At 34.7% G+C, this 19066-nt stretch carries 19 protein-coding genes and 2 pseudogenes; 5 read left to right on the top strand and 16 right to left on the bottom strand.

Features of this window, described 5'->3' with window-relative positions; all coding sequences use genetic code 11:
* Positions 1-128 precede the first annotated feature (128 nt).
* Positions 129-1629, top strand: a pseudogene (locus H514_RS22335) (glycine betaine uptake BCCT transporter).
* A 222-nt stretch (positions 1630-1851) separates the two neighbouring features.
* Here the strand turns inward: H514_RS22335 and H514_RS0102315 are convergent.
* The 6 genes from H514_RS0102315 to H514_RS0102290 form a co-directional block, all read right to left on the bottom strand.
* The gene (locus H514_RS0102315) at positions 1852-3315 is read right to left on the bottom strand and encodes a M81 family metallopeptidase (protein WP_027445486.1); all 1464 of its coding nucleotides are present in this window, start codon (positions 3313-3315) and stop codon (positions 1852-1854) included.
* Positions 3316-3399: 84 nt separating this feature from the next.
* Positions 3400-4581: a M20 metallopeptidase family protein gene (locus H514_RS22330; protein WP_036841813.1), complete on the bottom strand. Its 1182-nt coding sequence runs from the start codon at positions 4579-4581 to the stop codon at positions 3400-3402.
* 18 nt (positions 4582-4599) lie between these two features.
* On the bottom strand, positions 4600-5250 hold the full coding sequence (locus H514_RS0102305) for an ABC transporter permease (protein WP_036841811.1): 651 nt from the start codon (positions 5248-5250) through the stop codon (positions 4600-4602).
* Between the two features lie 31 nt (positions 5251-5281).
* The gene (locus H514_RS0102300) at positions 5282-6169 is read right to left on the bottom strand and encodes a glycine betaine ABC transporter substrate-binding protein (RefSeq protein WP_027445484.1); all 888 of its coding nucleotides are present in this window, start codon (positions 6167-6169) and stop codon (positions 5282-5284) included.
* Positions 6170-6183: 14 nt separating this feature from the next.
* Complete coding sequence (locus H514_RS0102295; protein ID WP_027445483.1) at positions 6184-6825, bottom strand: ABC transporter permease; 642 nt, start codon at positions 6823-6825, stop codon at positions 6184-6186.
* 2 nt (positions 6826-6827) lie between these two features.
* Entirely contained in the window at positions 6828-7961 is a 1134-nt protein-coding gene (locus tag H514_RS0102290; protein ID WP_027445482.1) for an ABC transporter ATP-binding protein, read from the bottom strand.
* A 316-nt stretch (positions 7962-8277) separates the two neighbouring features.
* On the opposite strand from H514_RS0102290, the gene H514_RS0102285 reads away from it, so the two are divergent.
* From H514_RS0102285 to H514_RS24200, 3 genes are all read left to right on the top strand, one after another.
* Positions 8278-8823 carry a GbsR/MarR family transcriptional regulator gene (locus H514_RS0102285; RefSeq protein ID WP_027445481.1) on the top strand — a complete coding sequence of 182 codons (546 nt, stop codon included), beginning with the start codon at positions 8278-8280 and terminating at the stop codon, positions 8821-8823.
* 186 nt (positions 8824-9009) lie between these two features.
* On the top strand, positions 9010-9852 hold the full coding sequence (locus H514_RS0102280) for a protein-glutamine gamma-glutamyltransferase (RefSeq protein WP_027445480.1): 843 nt from the start codon (positions 9010-9012) through the stop codon (positions 9850-9852).
* A gap of 150 nt (positions 9853-10002) precedes the next feature.
* Complete coding sequence (locus H514_RS24200) at positions 10003-10119, top strand: YjcZ family sporulation protein (RefSeq protein ID WP_154657310.1); 117 nt, start codon at positions 10003-10005, stop codon at positions 10117-10119.
* A 299-nt stretch (positions 10120-10418) separates the two neighbouring features.
* Here H514_RS24200 and H514_RS0102265 read toward each other — a convergent pair whose 3' ends face one another.
* The 5 genes and pseudogenes from H514_RS0102265 to H514_RS0102250 form a co-directional block, all read right to left on the bottom strand.
* A complete protein-coding gene (locus H514_RS0102265; protein ID WP_027445479.1) occupies positions 10419-10958 on the bottom strand; it encodes a hypothetical protein in 540 nt (179 codons plus the stop codon).
* A 119-nt stretch (positions 10959-11077) separates the two neighbouring features.
* A complete protein-coding gene (locus H514_RS0102260) occupies positions 11078-11749 on the bottom strand; it encodes a 5'-methylthioadenosine/S-adenosylhomocysteine nucleosidase family protein (protein WP_027445478.1) in 672 nt (223 codons plus the stop codon).
* A 297-nt stretch (positions 11750-12046) separates the two neighbouring features.
* A pseudogene (locus H514_RS25340) lies at positions 12047-12247 on the bottom strand (VOC family protein); the annotation flags it as partial.
* A 48-nt stretch (positions 12248-12295) separates the two neighbouring features.
* Entirely contained in the window at positions 12296-12634 is a 339-nt protein-coding gene (locus H514_RS0102255; RefSeq protein ID WP_027445477.1) for a hypothetical protein, read from the bottom strand.
* Between the two features lie 146 nt (positions 12635-12780).
* The gene (locus H514_RS0102250; protein ID WP_027445476.1) at positions 12781-13473 is read right to left on the bottom strand and encodes a hypothetical protein; all 693 of its coding nucleotides are present in this window, start codon (positions 13471-13473) and stop codon (positions 12781-12783) included.
* A 125-nt stretch (positions 13474-13598) separates the two neighbouring features.
* On the opposite strand from H514_RS0102250, the gene H514_RS0102245 reads away from it, so the two are divergent.
* A complete protein-coding gene (locus tag H514_RS0102245; RefSeq protein ID WP_051254995.1) occupies positions 13599-14177 on the top strand; it encodes a TetR/AcrR family transcriptional regulator in 579 nt (192 codons plus the stop codon).
* Between the two features lie 394 nt (positions 14178-14571).
* On the opposite strand, the gene H514_RS0102240 is transcribed toward H514_RS0102245, so the two are convergent.
* The 5 genes from H514_RS0102240 to H514_RS0102215 form a co-directional block, all read right to left on the bottom strand.
* Positions 14572-15099, bottom strand: coding sequence for a GNAT family N-acetyltransferase (locus tag H514_RS0102240; RefSeq protein ID WP_027445474.1), 528 nt, complete (start codon positions 15097-15099; stop codon positions 14572-14574).
* A 923-nt stretch (positions 15100-16022) separates the two neighbouring features.
* Positions 16023-16214: a hypothetical protein gene (locus tag H514_RS0102235; protein ID WP_027445473.1), complete on the bottom strand. Its 192-nt coding sequence runs from the start codon at positions 16212-16214 to the stop codon at positions 16023-16025.
* A 139-nt stretch (positions 16215-16353) separates the two neighbouring features.
* Positions 16354-16833 (bottom strand): hypothetical protein, encoded by a 480-nt coding sequence (locus H514_RS0102230; protein WP_027445472.1) that lies wholly within the window; start codon positions 16831-16833, stop codon positions 16354-16356.
* Between the two features lie 777 nt (positions 16834-17610).
* Entirely contained in the window at positions 17611-18051 is a 441-nt protein-coding gene (locus tag H514_RS0102220) for an SMI1/KNR4 family protein (protein WP_036843969.1), read from the bottom strand.
* A gap of 287 nt (positions 18052-18338) precedes the next feature.
* Positions 18339-18992: a hypothetical protein gene (locus H514_RS0102215; protein ID WP_027445469.1), complete on the bottom strand. Its 654-nt coding sequence runs from the start codon at positions 18990-18992 to the stop codon at positions 18339-18341.
* Between the last annotated feature and the right edge of the window lie 74 nt (positions 18993-19066).

Here is a 19066-nt window from a genome sequence, read left to right as displayed (position 1 = left end):
AGATGTTTTTTCATCAACACTCAACAACATCCGACGAGCTTTTGTTTATCTAGAAATCTATTGGGTATAGATATGTGGAATCAAAAATTACCTAGGAAATAATTGTTGCATCATGAAAGGAGAAGGACATAAGAAAACATGTATCATCTGTATTTTGGATTACATTAGCTATTACTCTTGTAGCATCGGTGTGGGGAGCATTTGCACCGAAAAACTTAGAATCCATTACAGGAAACATTAAAAGCTACATCTCTATTCATTTTGGCTGGTGGTATTTATTAATCGTTTCCGTCTTCGTTGTCTTTTGTTTATACATGATTTTTAGTCCGTACGGTAAAATCAAACTCGGTAAACCAGGTAGTAAACCAGATTACAGCTACTCTACGTGGTTTGCCATGTTGTTTAGTGCAGGTATGGGAATCGGGCTTGTGTTCTACGGAGCAGCGGCACCAATCAACCAATTCATGAAAACACCTCCAACCGCTGAACCTGGATCAACTGCAGCACTAAATGACGCTATGCGTATTACCTTTTTCCACTATGGTGTTCATGCATGGGGAATCTACGCAATCGTCGCACTTGTGCTAGCCTATTTTAAGTTCCGCCACGATGCTCCTGGATTGATCTCCGCTACATTAAAACCGATCTTTGGAGATAAGATGGACGGACCATGGGGGAAATTGATTGATGTGATTGCCGTTTTTGCAACCATCGTCGGTGTAGCAACCACACTTGGATTCGGAGCTGCCCAAATTAACGGTGGATTCACCTACTTAGCCGGAATCGAGAAACAATTCTGGATCCAGCTTGTCATTATCGTAATTGTTACCGTTTTATATATGATTTCAGCCTATTCTGGATTGAGCAAAGGGATCCGATATTTAAGTAATGCGAACATGTGGCTAGCGATTGCATTATTCGGCATCATGATTGTAATTGGACCAACCCTTTATATTGTCAATTCTTTCGTAGATACATTAGGCGCTTACGTGGAAAAAATTACCGCAAGAAAGCTTACGCATTTCACCTAATAATGAAGAGGAACAAAAATGGGTACAAAACTGGACTGTGTTCTTCTGGGCGTGGTGGATTGCATGGTCTCCATTTGTTGGGATTTTCATTGCTCGTGTCTCAAAAGGACGTACGATTCGTGAATTCTTATCAGGGGTTTTGTTAGTACCATCCATTGTTAGTTTCATTTGGATGACGACTTTTGGTATGGCTGCGATCGAAAAGCAAAAGGCTGGAGCAAAACTTGCTGAGCTACCTGATCCACAGATGTTATTCGGCGTGTTTGATCAGTTCCCATTAAGCTTACTCATGTCAATCATCGCCATGATGCTTATCGGAACATTCTTTATCACCTCTGCCGACTCAGCGACGTTCGTACTCGGCATGCAAACAACGTATGGATCACTTGAACCAGCGAAACGCGTTAAGTTTGCATGGGGTATCGCCCAATCAGCTATTGCTGCTGTGCTACTATACACAGGCGGACTTCAAGCCTTACAAAACGCATTAATCTCAGCTACTTTCCCATTCTCGATCATCATGGTTCTTATGGTATACTCGCTGTATAAAGCATTGCGGAAGGATAAGATGGAGTTGGAAGTTAGTAAAGAGGAATAAGTTTTAAAAACCCCACCGAACTCTTGATTTCGGTGGGGTTTTCATGAACCTAGGGTTAACAGTGATTATTTTCCTTCTCTATAAAACGAATAATCTTTTATCATCACCTAAAGCAAGATCATAATACTCTTCTATTTTGACTGAAAGGATAAGCATAGCTACGAGATGTTATATGCTTTATACAGATACATACCTTTCAACTATGTTTAACTTTAAATTCCTTCAATCCTCTTTATCAAGAGGAGCAATTGGCCTCAAGATATTTTTGTATTCAAAGACGCTTAAATCAAAAGTGCTAAGCCCCATTGAATCTACTGTTATAATTTTTGAAGCAATAGAATCGAAAGCTGCTCTAAAATGCTGACTGGATTTTAAAGCAACAATATTATAATTCGACGGAACTATACCATGTAATAAAAAGAGTTGTTCATCCATGATTTGATTATTCACTGAGCAAACGATAATATCAACCCCATTCAGTTGCAATCGTGCAGACTTCCCTACATCTACTTGGATCCCTTTCCACATCGGGGATGTTTGTTTAAATCGACCATCCGATATATTTTTGACATAGAACTCTCCTATAATAGGAGTGCCATGTAATTGATCAGTTTTAGCACCTAATTCAACACTAATACACTGCCCAGGACCATGCTCATGTGCTTCCTCAGCTACTTCAGGGTCAAAAATTGCACCAAAACAAGCATTCTCTAGGTTCATATTTATCATTTCTTTTAATAAGTGAGTTCCGTCTCCAGGAGTACCAGCTCCAGGGTTATCAGAGGTCTCATTCAAGATGACAGGAGAGGTGAACGACTTTAAGGCATGCTCAATACCTTCCCTAGGTGAGAAGTGATTTGCATCAAATTTATCTTTTACATTCCAAACTCTATCTGCTACTTGTTTGGCAATGTCATTTGCGAAGCTTTCATTTTGATCAGTAATCGTCAACACCGATACTCCTGTGTTAGAAGTGTCAGAGTAAGGAAAACCATGATAGAACGTACAATCCAGAACATTATCATGAGCTTCCCAGCTCCAACACCATTCATTAATATCACTTGCAGGAGAAACATTTGTAGTAGAGGTCGGAATCATCAAAGGGCGCCTTTCAAAAGCCATGGTGGGCTGAATCTCACCTTTTGTCATTTTGACACATAGATCAATGGCCTCTTTTCCTCGCTCAAAAGAGTCTGTATGAGGATAATAATTATCCCCTATAATTAAGTCAGCTTCATGTACCATTAATTCAGATATATTGGCATGAAGATCAAGCACTACAACAACCGGTACCTCGTAACCAACTTCCTCACGAAGTGATTGTAACAAATCCCCCTCAATATCCTCCGTTTGTTCAGCTACACCAGCACCATGCAGCATGAGACAGATTCCATCATAATCATCCATCTCGGTAATTGAATCTATCAGTTTGTTTTTTATACCTTCATATGTGTCTCTCGTAATAATTCCAGAAGGATTTGTATAAGCAGAAAATGACGGCTTGGTATTGATACCAAGTTCAAGGGCTCTCTTAATCATTCCCCCTAAGTAATCTTCAACACCAGTATGCCTATCTATAATTTCTGATCCTTCATCCCATTCCCAATCCTGAAATAATTGAGTAGTTGTTTTAATGGAAGAAAAGGTATTCGTTTCATGTGCCACTTGCCCAATAACTATATTCAATACATTCACCCTTTATTGTTCAAAAAATAGGCCCATACAAGATGAACTTGTATGAGCGAAGTGGGATTTCTTTATCCTTAAACCTCAAGCATAATTCTGTAAATAATTAACCACAGTACGAGTTAATATTTTTGAGGCATAGAGCATGACCTGTTCATCAATATCAAATTCAGGATGATGATAAGGGTGTATGGCTCCTATATCAGGGTTAGCTGATCCAAAGAAAACATAAGAACCAGGAACTTTCTGCAGAAAATAAGCAAAGTCCTCTCCTCCCATGTTCGGAGGAATCTCAATAATTTGTTCATTCTTTAATAGATCCTTTGCAGATTCAACTAATATCTCAGTTTCTTGTTCATGATTAATCGTTGCAGGATATCCTCGCTTATATTGAAACTTATATGAGGCTCCTGCAGCATGACAGGTCCCTTCAACAATTCTCTTAATCTTTTCCTCAATACTATTTCTAACATCTTCATCAAAAGTCCGTACCGTTCCTTTAATAGATGCTTCTCCAGCAATTACATTATACCCTTCACCTGAATGAAAAGATCCGATAGACAACACGGCCTCTTTTAAGGGATCAATCTCTCTACTAATGACTTGTTGTAAATTGGTTACTAATTGACTACCGATGACTACTGAATCTTTCGTATGGTGTGGAAAAGCGCCATGCCCTCCATTACCAATGATATCAATCTCAAATCGATCTGATGCAGCCATAATTGGACCACTTCTATATGCAATGCTACCAACAGGATGATAGTTTTCCATATGAGGTGCAAAGATGGCATCTACTCCATCTAAGCACCCGTCTTCAATCATCTTGATCGCACCACCTGGCACTTGTTCTTCAGCATGCTGATGAATAAATACTACATTTCCTTCTAATACTTCTGTATTTTCACTTAATGCCTTAGCAATGGCTAAAACGATTGCCGTATGTGCATCATGACCACAGGCATGCATAACACCTGGTACAGTAGACTTATAAGGCACTTGATTTTTTTCTTGAATGGGAAGGGCATCAAAGTCTGCCCTTAGTGCTACAGTTTTACCAGGTTTGTTACCTCTAAGAGTAGCTACAACTCCTCTTCCACCTACACCTGTTTTCACTTCTAAACCTAAGTCAGATAGATAATTCGCAATGATCTCAGGTGTGCGAACCTCTTCAAAAGAGAGCTCAGGATACATATGCAAATCTCTTCTTATCTCTACCATCTCTTCATAAAGGTTCTCTAGGCGTTCCATAACCTTGCTTATCATATATTCACCTATTCATTATTAAGCTATTTTGTTCTTTTGGCGTTTCTCTAACTTCCCTAAGATAAGGTCAGCTAAAACTGCTAGAATCGCCGCAGGAATTGCACCAGCATAAATCATAGTTTCATTACGACTGTTAATACCAGACACAATTTCACGGCCTAATCCATCTCCCCCTACAAAGGGAGCTATAGAGGCAACACCTACTGCAATAACGGTAGCGATTCGTACCCCTGCCATCATAAATGGTAGCGCTAGAGGAATCTGAATTTTATATAACAATTGGAAGGGGGTCATACCAATCCCTTTTCCAGCTTCTGATACATGACCATCAACTTCTTTTAATCCTACATACGTATTTCGAATGATTGGTAAAAGAGAATACAAGAACAACCCAATGACTACAGTAGTAAAGCCCAGTCCAAAATAAAGCATAATAATTGAAAGTAATGCTAGACTTGGGATGATTTGAATAATGTTTGCAATAGATAAAATGATAGGTGCCACCTTTTCAAATTTTGCGCAAACAATTCCAAGAGAAATACCAACTACTGCTGCCAGAACCATTCCGTATAACACCATTAATATATGGTCGAAGGTTAAACTCAAGAGATGGGCCCAATTCTCAATCATATATTGGCCGATCTCGGTGATTTTCTGTATTACGTCCATTTTTTCACACCTTTTTTTAGATGATGGATTCTTATTCTAGATATCCTTGTTCTTTAAGGTAATTTTCTGCTACCTTCTTTGCTTCTTTTCCTTCAATATCCACTTTCTTTATTAATCCAGACATTGTTTCTGTATCAATACTTCCGATTAACTCTTGAAGTACTTTATCCACTTTTGGATGTTCCTCTAGAACTTTTTGTGTAGCCACAACAGAAGCATCGTATGGTGGGAAGAAGTTTTTATTATCCTCAAGAATCTTCATATTCAGGTCACGAATTTGAGGGTCTACCGTATAAGCTGTAATGACATCAAGCTCATCATTTTCAATCGCTTCGTACATTAGACGAACTTCCATACCACGAGCTTCTTTAAAGGACATGTCGTATTTCTTTTTGAATGCTCTGTAACCATCATTTGGACGTTCTAACCAAGAAGTATCTGTTCCGAAACGTAACTTATCTGAAATTGGCTTTAAGTCAGAAATTGTTTGTGGATCATATTGTTCAACTATATCCTGACTCACAGCAATAGCATATGCGTTCTCGAATCCAATACTGTCGTACCATTTAAAATTATATTTCTCTTTAAATCCTTCTTGAGCTTTTTTCATTGTTTCTTCTGGATCTGTTGTAAATTCAAGGTCATCAAAGTGATTGTTATAAACCTCACCTGAGAAAAGTGTTGCTGCAATATCAAGATCCCCTTTTTCCATTGAAGAGATGATTTGAGGACTTGCTGCAATGTCTTTTGTAATATTAACTTCTAAATCTGTGCGATCTTCGATTAGCGTTTCAATAATATGAGCCATGATCTTAGGGTCTGTGTACGTTTGAGTTCCAATCTCAATTTGCTTGCTGTTACCACATGCTGACATAAGTAACATCATTCCTACTAAACTTCCAAATAATAATTTTTTCATTGTTGTTCTCTCCTTTATTTATAAGCTACTTTTTTCTCTAGTTTTCCAAGCGTTAAGTCCGTTAATAGCGCTAATATTAAGGCCAGGAATGTCCCTGTGAAAATATAGAATTTATCATTAAACCCTAAACCTGATAGGATTAAGCCTCCTAAACCTCCTGCTCCAATTACAGCAGCGAGTGTCGTCCAACTTATAATATAAACCGTCGTAACACGAACTCCTGACATGATATATGGAAATGCTAACCTTATTTCAATTTTCCATAAGCGCTGGAGGCTGCTATATCCCATACCTTTTGCCGATTCAATCACTTCGGGATTAATGGATTTAATCCCTGAATATGTGTTACGTAATATAGGTAATAAGGAATATAAAAACAGTGCAGTGATAGCAGGCGTATACCCAATTCCTAATAAAGGGATCATAACTGCTAACAACGCAATTGTTGGTATAGTTTGAAAGATATTCGAAACATTAAAGATAATGGTTTGAATAGTGTTATTCGTTGTTTTTGATAAATAAATCCCTAACGGTATGGCGACGATTGCCCCCAGGAAGACCGACAGTAATGAAATAAATATATGTTCACCAAAATAGGACATAATGGTGGAAAATCGTTCTTGCCAAAACTGAATATATTCTGTCACCAGTTCCATATCTAGGCTCCCTCTCTTTGTGAGTTAGCGTAAACACTAGCTAGCAATTCAACTACACTTCCGCGAGTAACCATTCCAGCAAACTGATTGTTATTCATGACTGGAATATTGGCTGCATTGTTTTTCTCCATAAGATCTAATACAACTTTTAGAGAAGTTCCTATTTCCACAACCTGTTCAAAAGGTTTCAGAACTTCTTTAACCAACTTGTTCTCATAAACTCCTACATCGATTACATCAAAAATGGAAACTTGTCCTTTTAACTCTCCACGATCTACAACAACAAGAGAATTCACACCATGTTGTTTCATAGATTCATACGCATTCGTAAGGGATTCAGAAGATGAGATGGTTAGAGGTTTTTCCATCATGACTTCATCCACATTAGGAATACTATTACGATTTTCTTCTAATCGATGCTTTCCAATGAAATCAACTACAAAATCATTTTCAGGATTACTTAAAACCTCGCTAGGCTTCCCTTTTTGTACAACTTCTCCACCCTGCATTAAAATGATTTGATCTGCGATTTTTAATGCTTCATCAATGTCATGTGTAACAAAGACAAATGTTTTGTTAATCTCTTTTTGTAAACGAAGTAACTCATCTTGTAGTTGTTCTCTACTTATTGGGTCAAGAGCACTAAAAGGTTCATCCATAAGAATCACTGGTGGTTCTGCAGCTAGTGCACGAATGACTCCAATTCTTTGTTGCTGTCCTCCACTTAACTCTGAAGGAAAACGTGTCTTATACGTCTCAGGATCAAGATTTACAAGGTTTAGCAGTTCATCTACTCTTTTATCAATTTTGTCTTTATCCCATTTGAGTAATGTAGGAACAGCACCTACATTCTCCGCAATACTCATATGAGGAAATAGGCCAATATGTTGAATAACATAGCCCGTTTGCCTTCTTAACTCTACCGGGTCCATTTGTGAGATATCTTTCTCATTAATATAAACCGTCCCATCAGTAGGTTCATTCAAACGATTTAATAGCTTCATGGTCGTTGTTTTTCCACAACCACTTGGACCGATTAAAACGTTAATCTCGCCTTCTTTAAATTCTAAATTAATGTCTTTCAATGCTTGAAATCCATCATCATATACTTTCTTTACTTTCTCTAAACGAATCATGTGACTCTTAACCCCTCCTGGATTGAAATCCTTGTTAACAATGATCAAAGTTAATTCTGTATGAATTGACAATAAACATTATAAAGTTTTAAGTTTACAAAGTTCAAAATCCAAATGAGATCACATAACTCTATAAACTTTATAAACTTATATGTTTACAGAATTTATAGAAGAATCCCTCCATTTTTCTTTAAATTTCTCGAAAATCCTTATCAATCTTATCTTTTATTTCTTCAAAGGTTGATGGTATTGTATTATTAAAAATCATTAGACTAAGTTATACTTAGGGAAAGTAATAAGTGGGAAGTGATATTGTATGGGTAACGAAGAGAAACTCGATGAAGTTCATAAACGAATAGTGGATCAAATTGCTACGAATATGCAACTATATGGGGTTCCCTCTACAGTTGGACGTTTGTTAGGAACCATTTATTATAATAAAGCTCCTATGACGTTAGATGAAATGACTGAAGAACTTGGGATGAGTAAGACTAGAATGAGCCAAGCAGTTAGAGAGCTGTCAGAGAACAACCTTGCTACAAAACATTACGAAAAAGGTGTAAGAAAAGATAAATATAGTGTAGAACAAGACTATTACCAAACGTTTATTAGCTTATTTAGCTCCAACTGGCGTAGAGGGATTAGTATGAACCAAACCTTTCACAGAAAGATTACACACCAGTTAAATGAAATAATCGAAGATCCTGATACAGACAAAGAAACTCGCAAGAAAGCAGAGGAGTACTTAGAAGAGTCCAATAACTTTTTAGGCTTTTATGAGTGGTTAACAAGGCTTGTTGAGTTTTTTGAAACTCATGAAATATTTAAACACGTGCCAAAACCAGAAGATAAAGAGAGTTAAACCTATCTTAAAGTTGTATATTAATAAAAGACAAAAAGAGCATCTTCCATGAGGAGTTTGCTCTTTTTTTAGTTACTAATTTAGTTTTATTCTTGAAGATTATATTAAGTCCTTATAAAACATTTTCAATACATTACTCGAATAAAATAAGTATCAATGTAAACCATCCTGAAAGGGGGGCATAACATGATACAAGTAGCCGGAACACCTTTTCAACTTAAGGATTCGTCGTACTTTGGAAGTGACCAAACATTGATTGTGAAAGCCATGATTGAAGCTCCTTCCCTCTATAGTTTTTCCTCTTGGAATGACTTTTTATTTGAGATCAATGTTCGAAAAGACATTATAGAAAGTGCTAAGGTAATGAATGAAGGTGAATCTGAATTCACAACATTTCAATATACGCAATGTAATCCTGAATACTGGTACTTAACGACAGAAGGTGGATTTCAATTAAAACCTAATCAATACCCTTCTAATGCAATTCGAGATATTTATAGAAACAGTTCTCTTTATGCGTTTGAGTGTGCAATGGCCTGTGTCATGAACTTTTACAAAGCTATTTTGGATCGTATAGGTGATGAAATGTTTAACTATCTGTTTCAAAACCTGTATTTATACAGTTGGCACACCGACGTTGACCTCGGTCTATACACCTTTTATGGGGACCATTATATACCAGGGGATGTCGTTTATTTTAATAACCCTGAATATGACCCCAGCACTCCCTGGTACCGTGGTGTAAATGCCGTTACTTTGTACGATGGTAATGTTTTTGGTCATGGATTTGGGATTAAGAATACGGAGAAAATGATTGAGACCCTGAATGAAACGAGAAGACCAACGAGTAATCAATCAGCTTACTTAACAAGCTTGGTCACTAGAATTTCGCTTCAAAATAACATAAGCCGAAGCATATTGAATCCTGTGTATAAAAAGCAGCCTATGATTATTCACCACAATAAACCATCCATTTCATATAAGCGTTATCTTTCTTACCTTCAAAAAATGTTTAAGCGTTCATTATAACTTTTTAGAAAGTGATCCGCCCATTTTGGAGGTTGACGGGCTCATGTCTGTACTAGGTGAGTATAATATAGTGAATAATCCTAAAAAGGAAGTGTTAAAATGTATGCAAATGTAAATGCTGCTCCTGTTGCTGGAGCTAATGTCGCACCTATGGCAACTGCACCTAGTTATGGATATGGTGGTCCTGGTCGTACAGGAGATACCTTCGTGTTAATTGTTGTGTTGTTCATCCTATTAATCATTGTTGGTGCTGTTTGCTACTGCTAATCATATGCAAGAAAGAAAATCCTGTACACTTTTTGGTGTACAGGATTTTTTATTTTATAAGTAGATTAAGATATTTTATTTTCTACTATCAGAGCTCTTTACTTCTTCCAAGTGTTTAAGTATTTGTTTATTTTGATTAACCAACTTCCTCAGTAATTTTTCTATGCTAACCATTCCGATCAATAACAGAACAAGTATAAAAATAAGGATCATCTACTCACCTCTTCGTATTTATCACTTACCGATCAATTAGATTAAGTTACAATCTTAGTTGGGTTTAACATAAAATTCCAACCAACTTAGGTATGAGTGGTTCTCACTTTGATGTACTCTTCTATTTCTGATTTCAACCTTGCTTCATCCCCATCACGTAAATACTTTAATGAAACCTTCCCAACAAGAACATTCTCTTGATAAAACCGAAACTGACTCTTCGTTAAATCGACACGGAGAAGAGAAGGTAGATTAATTTTCTTCGACCCTAAGAAAGCGTTTCGATAGATGGATAAATTACTGTTCATTATACGAACATAGATCTCAGAGGCATTATTCACTTGTGCAATTGCAATTCCAAATCCTACGACGGCGAAGTAGCCATAAGGTATAGGCTGTGCAAGAGCGATTGCGGTATATGTATTTAAAAAGCCAACCATACCCCATATAAAAGCAGCTTTCTTCCAAGATGTTCGTTTGTTCATTGCAAAACGAAATACTTTATTCTGAATATCTTCCTCATCGTCTGCATGATCCTCATCAATGGTCTTTTCTAATAAAGATAAGAGAATGGTAGCTGATAAGATAGCTAGGATTATAATGAATAACATAATAAAGAACTTCAAAAAAGGTATCTCCCTTTCATAACACAGGTTTAGAACTTCACAAAATCTTAGACAAATACTTATGTCCTTCTACTATAGAATCCGTTTTTTCACAATTTTTCTATTAACTTCAAAATTATTCAAATAAACCTCTCTAAATATTCGCCAAATATTTTGTTCATAACTTTAGGGGTGTTTTCTATATAAATATTAATTTGTTCATTGTTCGATTCGAATTTTTCAGAATTACTTTCTTCTGTTGGAAAATCAGATATTCCTTTTATAATAATACACTCAACATCATCCTTCTTACAGATATAAGCAATTGCACCCGCTTCTGTATCGGCTATTATTATTTTGTTTTCTTTAAGTTCTAAATAGTCCTTCCACATAACTACTGCTTTATCAGCGGTGCCAATTGTTCCGGTATAAAAATCATCCCCATATTTTGATAGATCAATATCGACTATGAAGGATTGTTTAATAAAAGGCTCAATTTCTTTTACTGTGCAATCATATTGAACAGCTTTATCGGGTACAAAAATATCCAAACTACTGAACTTATCATCTATTCCTGCACATGTTCCTGCAACGATTACTTTAGTCAAATTAAATTTAGAAATCATATACTGATTACCACCAACACCATTTACTTTTCTTACGCCGGTACTATAAAAAACAAGCTCAGTATCATTAATTGTTCTCATGAAATACTCGCCATAAGGATAACCGAAACGTTCGTTATCTTTTATGCTAAAGTATTCCAATGTAGCTTCATATTCCCACTGCGTCGCTATACTTATTCCTATCATCGACTTATCACCTAACTTTTTGTAATTAAAGAATTTTATTATCTATTAACACCGACATCTTGCAAACCCATAATGATATAGGTTTTTAAGATAACCCACCCAGTTCGTATAAGATTATCTTTTCACAATGCTACTCAATTTTAACATAATTACCCAATTAGATTACGAAGAGAATTCTTCTTCCTTATCGTTTCGAAAATAAAAAAAGACGCTAATTCTTATTAAAGAATCGCGCCCTTATGTTGAATACTTGAATTAGAGATAAATTGCTAAAATATTCTTAAACAATAAATTTTGTTAATTTGGTATATATAAACCGCTGGATCTATTAATTTCTCCTAATTCAACTCTATTTCCATCAGGGTCCTTAAAAACTGCAATTTTCCTCCAATCAAAATTTAAACTTCTATGTAAAAAGACAACTCCGCGATCCTCTAACCTTTCTACCTCAGTAATTAACGAGTCTACATCAAAACGTAGAACAGTAGGGTGTTGTTCTCTTTGTTTTTCTTGAGCTGAACCAACTCTTTTTAGAAACTTTTAAACTCACTCAAGTCTTCCATACTTCTTATATAATTTGTCTTTACACTCATTCCAAGTAGGTATAGTTTCTCTCTCGCAGTTAATATACTCTAATTTATCTGCTATAGTTCGTGATGTTTTCATTGCTTTTAAATGATTACCATTATTTCTAAAAAAAATCATATCTTCCTTACTTTCCCATACGGTTAGAGTCCAGTATGTATCCCATCCTTCTTTGTTAAAAGAAGAAAATTTTAGTCCTTCTGCTTTTTTTGACTGAAGAATGGACTTAATTGTATGAAAGAAAAATTTAGGTAATTTTCGCTTTCCTTTTAAATGCAACCTAGTAACTGAAATAAACATACAGTAATCATCCTTTCACATAAATAATACGTTAGTAACTTTTTATTTATTATAATAAAATCTTGTCAATCTATGTTTATTACTTCCTCTAATCTAAACGTAAGTAGTACATTTCTTCCTTTTCTCATGATTTCATTTAATCTTTTTTATGCACTTTTCACACCTTCCCCTTTTCTTGGAAGCGAGTACTTTCTACTAAACCCAATAATCATAGGAATAAATACAATGGTTGGCAAAAACCATAAAAGTACGTTTCCTGAACCTAATTGAAATAAACGCGGGGCCCCAAAAACTGTAAACGCTGTAACTGTTGATATCGCACATGACATCATACCTGCGATATGCTCAACAATCCAACTATTTTTGTGTGCCATGGGTCTTAACCAATAGGCCAGTTGAGCAGCCCCTAAAACAACTCCAATAATGGGAAAATACTGAATTAAGCCATTTCCAATCATGAATCCATAAATCAAACAAGTTATTCCACTGGTGAATAAAAGGGATGAAGCAGCTAAGTCCATGCTATTACGATGACGTGACGATTTTCGTTTGTAACGGAGAACTCGAATTCCATAATAGGCTGACATTGAACTTAATACAGCAATAAAAATGAGAAATATGGAAAAGGATACCTGATCAGCTGAAGTATGCGTTTGAAAAAAGATTCTTATTAATGCCAGCCCTACAGCTGAAATGCTCACTAGACTCATTGCATATACAAACATCCAACCTGTTCTGGTATGCCACGTTCCTCCTTTTTTTGTGAAAATGGGTACCCATAGCAAGAATAAAGCACTAAAACCACCTATAATATGAGCGATTAATAAAAAATTAAACATGATCTTTTCAGCTCCTTTATTATGTTATTTTCAGTTTTACATACCGACCGACGGTTTGTAAAGAGGGTTTTACAAACCATTGGTTGGTTTTATATGATGAGAGGATAGAAGAAAGGATGAATCCAATGACGGACAACAGTACGTGGCAAACGATCTTAAATAATACCGAAATCCTCATAAAAGAAAAAGGATGTCAAAAAACAACCCTAAAAGATATTATGGAACGCACAGAACTAACAAAGGGTGGCATCTATCATTATGTCAAAAGTAAAAATGAACTTTTTGCAAAATTATTAACTTCAAAGCTTGAACAAGTCAATCAGCGTTTTTATGAAGCAGCACAAAACCCCGCTGAAGAAAAGCTTCATTCACCGCTTTATCAAACGACGGAGACTTTCACCTTTAATTCTGATAGCGTAAGCAATGAAATTATACTTTATCTACTCTCCCATCGACATGATCCATCCGTTGCGCAACTATTAGAGCAACATCATAAAACTGTCTTGGAACAATCGAAAGAATGGATACGCTATGGACAAGAACATGGAGCTATTCCATCTAATATTGATGCGACGAATGTGAGTCAACTCTTCTTACTTATAGGGTATGGATTAAATGTTCATCATGCGATTACTTCCGATGAACTCGGAATTACCCAGGACAAGTTATTTGACTATATGTTTAATATGCTATCCCATGATTAGATATAAATCGCTTAGAAACTAAATAATTAATATAGAAAAGGGATGCCTTGTTATAGACATCCCTTGTATTTTTTTACGCTGTTTTTTCGATTGTTTCTCAAGAAACCTTGAGCTTGCCCCAAACAGAAATATATTAATAGAGCTGAATATAAGACTGAAGAGAAAAGACGCAAATTCTTATTAAAGATTCGTTAGCAATAGGTAAGCGTTTGACGTTATCTCCAGCTTCTCCCCTGCTCCACACAGAGCATGCCATCACGGTATTTGTTAATCTTATTTAACTTGGTTCGATTAATGTTATGTGATGGATATAGTGATCTATTCTTTCCTTTTCCTTCGAATGAATCAGTCGGTGAACATCTTCATGTAGGATAAGAAGGTTTTGAATATTTGTTTAATTTCCTTTTAAATATTCACTTTTTAATAATCCCATTAAATAAATATCGTGCCATTTCCCATTTCTATAAAATGACTCTCTTATTTTCCCTTCAACTTGAAAGCCAAATTTTTCGTATAATTTAAATGCATTTTCATTAAAAGAAAATACCTTTAGCCCCACACGATGTAAATTAAGTTCGTTAAATATATAATCTAATAGCAGTTGAAATGATTCTTTTCCATACCCTTTACCCCAATATTCTTTTTCCCCAATCATAATTATAATTTCAGTATTTTGTTGTTCATAATCTAGAAAGGGTAATGCTACTCTGCCAATTTCTTTATTTGTATTTTTCTCTACTATGATAAAGTTTTTACCATTCTTGATTTTGTCATAAAACTTTTCTATATCTTCTTTACTATATAAGTCAATAGAGTCACTCACATTCGAATATACTTCCGTATCATTTTGCCAGCGATGAAGAATTGATATATCTTCTTTTTCTAACTTTCTAAAATAAATTCTTTCAGTTTCAAATACCATATTGTTGTCTCCCTATTAAATTATTTGTTAGCTTAATTACACTGTTTCACAATCTAATTCAAGTTTTAACACATATATCCAGTTATAACCTGCGCTATTAGATGATCATAACACATAAAAAGAACTTTCCTTATGCCAGGAAAGCGCCCTTATGCGGAAGACTTGATTTCGAGATAACTACTTTTCCAGATTATGATCCAACAGTTAAGGCTATAAAAACAAATACATATATTAAGTTCATTCAAGATACATCAGGAAAGAACTCTTCTTTTTAAGTTGGCAAATTAAACATCCATATACAGAATATGAACACCAAAGGACAGAACAAAATAAATGCTCCTACTATCCTTTTCTTCCTTTGCAATCTTTTTAATGAAAATACAATGAATAATGGATTTATAATAAAAAAGATTATGGGCAATAAGTAAAGTAAGTTATTAAAGCCTAAGATACTATGAAGGACAGCAATTATTAAAAATTCTAGTACACTAAAAATAATTACCCAAACCGATAACCACATTAAGGAAGTCATTTCTTATTTCACCCTTTAAAACAATCATAATTCGAGGGGAATTCATTTTAGGATAACTCTGTATATAGTCCCTAATCATATAATTCACCATAACAGTAATATCGTAAAGTATTTATCTTTGTTAAAACGAAACACCAAATAAATAAAAGAGCACCTCTGTTTATTACAGAAAAGCGCCCGTTTGTGGATTACTTGAATTCGAGATAAATGCTATTTTTTTTAATCTTGCACCCGTTTGTTTAAGTGTAGTTCTTCACATTGCCTATACCTTTCTTACCTTCATTTTAGTGATATTACAATAAGAAAATACCAGTAATAGCTTAAAAACTGTCGTATCACAGCCCCTTGTTCATCTCTTGCTACCGTTTATTTTAACAAGAAAATTTAAAACCTATTGTGATTTTCTTTTACCGCCCTTGTATTCACCGTAACTCCTTCCAATTTGAATTAAAATTAACCCAACTAACATCATTATATAAAACACGTTATCGCTTTCCATAAAACCTAAAGGATGGACAATTGCACTTACAAGCACACCTAACCCAAAAGAACTAATGCTATTTCCAATTAGTTTTCTGTTCATAAGAAATCTATCTCTCCCCCGCTTTTTGTCCATTCCCAAATTATTAACGCTACCTTTTTATTATAGAAACCTGCCTCGTTACTTCAATTAGAAAGGTGCGTTCTCCTTCTTGAAGTAACTGCATCCTTTAGTTTAATTATCATTGTTGTGGTGGTATATTAACTTGTAATATTCCTGCTGTATTTTCGCACTCGGATAAATGATAAACAATTAAATCTTCCGAATTTCGTTTCTCGATATTCGAACATTTAAGAGGTTTGTCTTCGATTTCAATTTCCTGTGTTGTGATAAATTCACCATCAAAATATAATTTACGAGTAAAGCTTACTTCATCTGAAATAGTTACAACATCTACTTCACTTTCTATACCTTTACTTACATCTTCAACAAACAAATCAAGCTTTTCTATTGTTTCATCACGGTTCTTTACAAAATAATCATATCCATTTTTTTCATCTATATCTTCTTTTTTGCTTGTTTGTGCAGTTTCAGAACTATTATTCGCTTGTTCCGCACTTTCTTTAGGTTGATTATCTTCTTTGGCAGCTGGTTCAGAACTACAAGCCACCAAACATCCAAAAATAAATAATGATGAAAATATCAGAATTAAATTTTTCAATTTAAAAACCCCTCATATATTAAACTGCTTCTTTAGTTTAAGACCTTCTTTTCACAATGCACCTCCATTTTAACATAATTACCCAATTAGGTTGAGTAGGGAATTATTCTGTCTTTACATTCTGAAAATAAAAAAAAAGACGCTAATTCTTATTAAAGAATCGCGCCCTAATCTTGAAGACTTGAATTCGAGATTTTCATTAATCTGTTTCGCTAAATCACCCGCTTGTTGAATATGAATTATCCCTAACTATTTCTCTTTTTATAGAAATTAGATATTAATTGTATTAAAGAAACAAAATACAGTAACAGAATTATAATCCAGAATATTACCATACCCTTTGCATTAGTACCGTTTAAAATATAATCAAATATCATATAAGCAAAAAGTATATCTAATGTTAGAAAAACCGCAAACCATTTCCACTTTCTCGCGATTAATATAACTAAAGGTACAAGAAATACCATTGCAATAGATTCCCAATCACCAACGTATCCTGCTGGTGTGAATTTTTCTACTAAGTGTCTCCAATCTATATATGAAATTCCCTTTTACCCCCTCACCATTATTTAAACAAACTGCCTAGTTTAAGTACATTTTTCCAACTCAAATTTTAAAACAAATATCTAGTTAATAGCCTGCTCTAATATACGATCAAGACAAATAAAAAGGGCTTTCCTTATTCCAGAAAAGCGCCCGAATACTGAAGATTTAAATTCGAAACTTTTATTACATTGTTCTTAAACTATAGAACTGGTTAAGACAACACAAGCCCAATTATTCTTTAATCCTCTTCTTTAAAAATTCGATAAAACTATCTGCATATTTTATATTTTCATGTAAGGAATAAATTGGCATCTCATTTTCATCTTTTCTATTATTTAAATCAAAATAAAAAACAGCATCATTAGCTTCACAAATTACAACTTTATCATTACTGTAATTTTTATTTTTCTTGTTTAATTCATACATATAAACAATATCTCCTCCAACGACGGTATCAAAATCCTGTTCATAAATGCTAAATATCTCATCACCGTAGATTTCTCCACCGCCATACTTTCTTAACCACCATTTGTATGAATTCGGGAGTTTAAATCCTAGACGTTCTTCTGCTTTTATTATCCATTCTTCAGCCACCCCGTCTCCGTAGTCTGCAAATTCAACCGAGTCCCTTGACTCTGCAATTAGACTTTGTATCTCATCATACATGATCATTGATCATCCTCTTCTATTACGCAATTTGAAGAATTTATATTCCGTGATTTAGCCTTTTTAAAACTACCAAGCTCGTTTTAAATAATTTTCATTACAAGCCCGGATTAATTACCGTAAATACCAGGGCGAGCTATTCTAAATTGGTTCCATAAAATATCCAGAGTACAAACACCTTTATTCCATATTCGCGCCCTAACACTGAAGACTTGATTTCGAGATAAATTAAAAGATAATATTCTTCAATAGCCTCCAATAAGCCTTGAAACTATCCAGATTTTACAAATATATTAATAATTATTTTTCTTTAGTTTATCCAAATAATTAAATGCTTCTCTATATCTTTTTTGTTTTCCTATACTAGAAAAATTGTCCTCTAAGACCTTCTTAGCTTTATCATATTCATCTAGACTTATATAGGAAGCTGTCACATAAATTATCCACTGGTCAGATTTTAATGGTCGAGCATCTTTATTTTCATAGCTCTTAACAATTCCTTTTGCTGTTGAAAGCTCATCAAGAAAATTAAATACCCAATTGATCATATAGAATTTAAGTTTCTCTCCAATTTGAAGATATCCTTCATCTTCATAAAAAAATAACCTTTTTTGATAACTTTTGGGTATCAAGGTTTCCAATGGTTGCCTTAATGTAATATCTGGTTTATTAGCTAATAGTTTTTCATCACCCACCATATTTAGGGCTATTTTATTAACATTAGGAACCTCTATTTTTATCCAAGGATATAGATGGGCTTCGGCATGCGATTGATATTTAGGATTTATTATTGTAGTTAATTCTACACCCTGCGAAGACTCTTTAAAGTTTCTTAGATATTTAGTCGAGTTCTTCCTTCTAGAAAAACCTTTAGCTTTGAGGAGTGCATCTAACTCTTTTTCCATCATAGCAATAGTTTTTTCTTTTACTATTTGTTTTTTAACCAAGTTTCCACCTAATTTCTATTGGTTCTTCAATTATATACCTTTACTTGTCTAACTCCATGCTACTTCGATCAAAT

The sequence above is a fragment of the Pontibacillus marinus BH030004 = DSM 16465 genome, assembly GCF_000425225.1.
GTDB classification, from domain to species: domain Bacteria; phylum Bacillota; class Bacilli; order Bacillales; family BH030062; genus Pontibacillus; species Pontibacillus marinus.
The sequence above is the reverse complement of the archived record's forward strand: the minus strand, read 5'-3'. Positions and strand labels throughout refer to the sequence as shown.

What these genes read in the sequence shown, in the direction of transcription:
- H514_RS22330 (WP_036841813.1), bottom strand. Translation starts at nt 4,581, where the DNA reads ATGATAAGCAAGGTTATGGAACGCCTAGAGAACCTTTATGAAGAGATG.
- H514_RS0102305 (WP_036841811.1), bottom strand. Translation starts at nt 5,250, where the DNA reads ATGGACGTAATACAGAAAATCACCGAGATCGGCCAATATATGATTGAG.
- H514_RS0102300 (WP_027445484.1), bottom strand. Translation starts at nt 6,169, where the DNA reads ATGAAAAAATTATTATTTGGAAGTTTAGTAGGAATGATGTTACTTATG.
- H514_RS0102295 (WP_027445483.1), bottom strand. Translation starts at nt 6,825, where the DNA reads ATGGAACTGGTGACAGAATATATTCAGTTTTGGCAAGAACGATTTTCC.
- H514_RS0102290 (WP_027445482.1), bottom strand. Translation starts at nt 7,961, where the DNA reads ATGATTCGTTTAGAGAAAGTAAAGAAAGTATATGATGATGGATTTCAA.
- H514_RS0102285 (WP_027445481.1), top strand. Translation starts at nt 8,278, where the DNA reads ATGGGTAACGAAGAGAAACTCGATGAAGTTCATAAACGAATAGTGGAT.
- H514_RS0102280 (WP_027445480.1), top strand. Translation starts at nt 9,010, where the DNA reads ATGATACAAGTAGCCGGAACACCTTTTCAACTTAAGGATTCGTCGTAC.
- H514_RS24200 (WP_154657310.1), top strand. Translation starts at nt 10,003, where the DNA reads ATGGCAACTGCACCTAGTTATGGATATGGTGGTCCTGGTCGTACAGGA.
- H514_RS0102260 (WP_027445478.1), bottom strand. Translation starts at nt 11,749, where the DNA reads ATGATAGGAATAAGTATAGCGACGCAGTGGGAATATGAAGCTACATTG.
- H514_RS0102255 (WP_027445477.1), bottom strand. Translation starts at nt 12,634, where the DNA reads ATGTTTATTTCAGTTACTAGGTTGCATTTAAAAGGAAAGCGAAAATTA.
- H514_RS0102250 (WP_027445476.1), bottom strand. Translation starts at nt 13,473, where the DNA reads ATGTTTAATTTTTTATTAATCGCTCATATTATAGGTGGTTTTAGTGCT.
- H514_RS0102245 (WP_051254995.1), top strand. Translation starts at nt 13,599, where the DNA reads ATGACGGACAACAGTACGTGGCAAACGATCTTAAATAATACCGAAATC.
- H514_RS0102240 (WP_027445474.1), bottom strand. Translation starts at nt 15,099, where the DNA reads ATGGTATTTGAAACTGAAAGAATTTATTTTAGAAAGTTAGAAAAAGAA.
- H514_RS0102235 (WP_027445473.1), bottom strand. Translation starts at nt 16,214, where the DNA reads ATGAACAGAAAACTAATTGGAAATAGCATTAGTTCTTTTGGGTTAGGT.
- H514_RS0102220 (WP_036843969.1), bottom strand. Translation starts at nt 18,051, where the DNA reads ATGATCATGTATGATGAGATACAAAGTCTAATTGCAGAGTCAAGGGAC.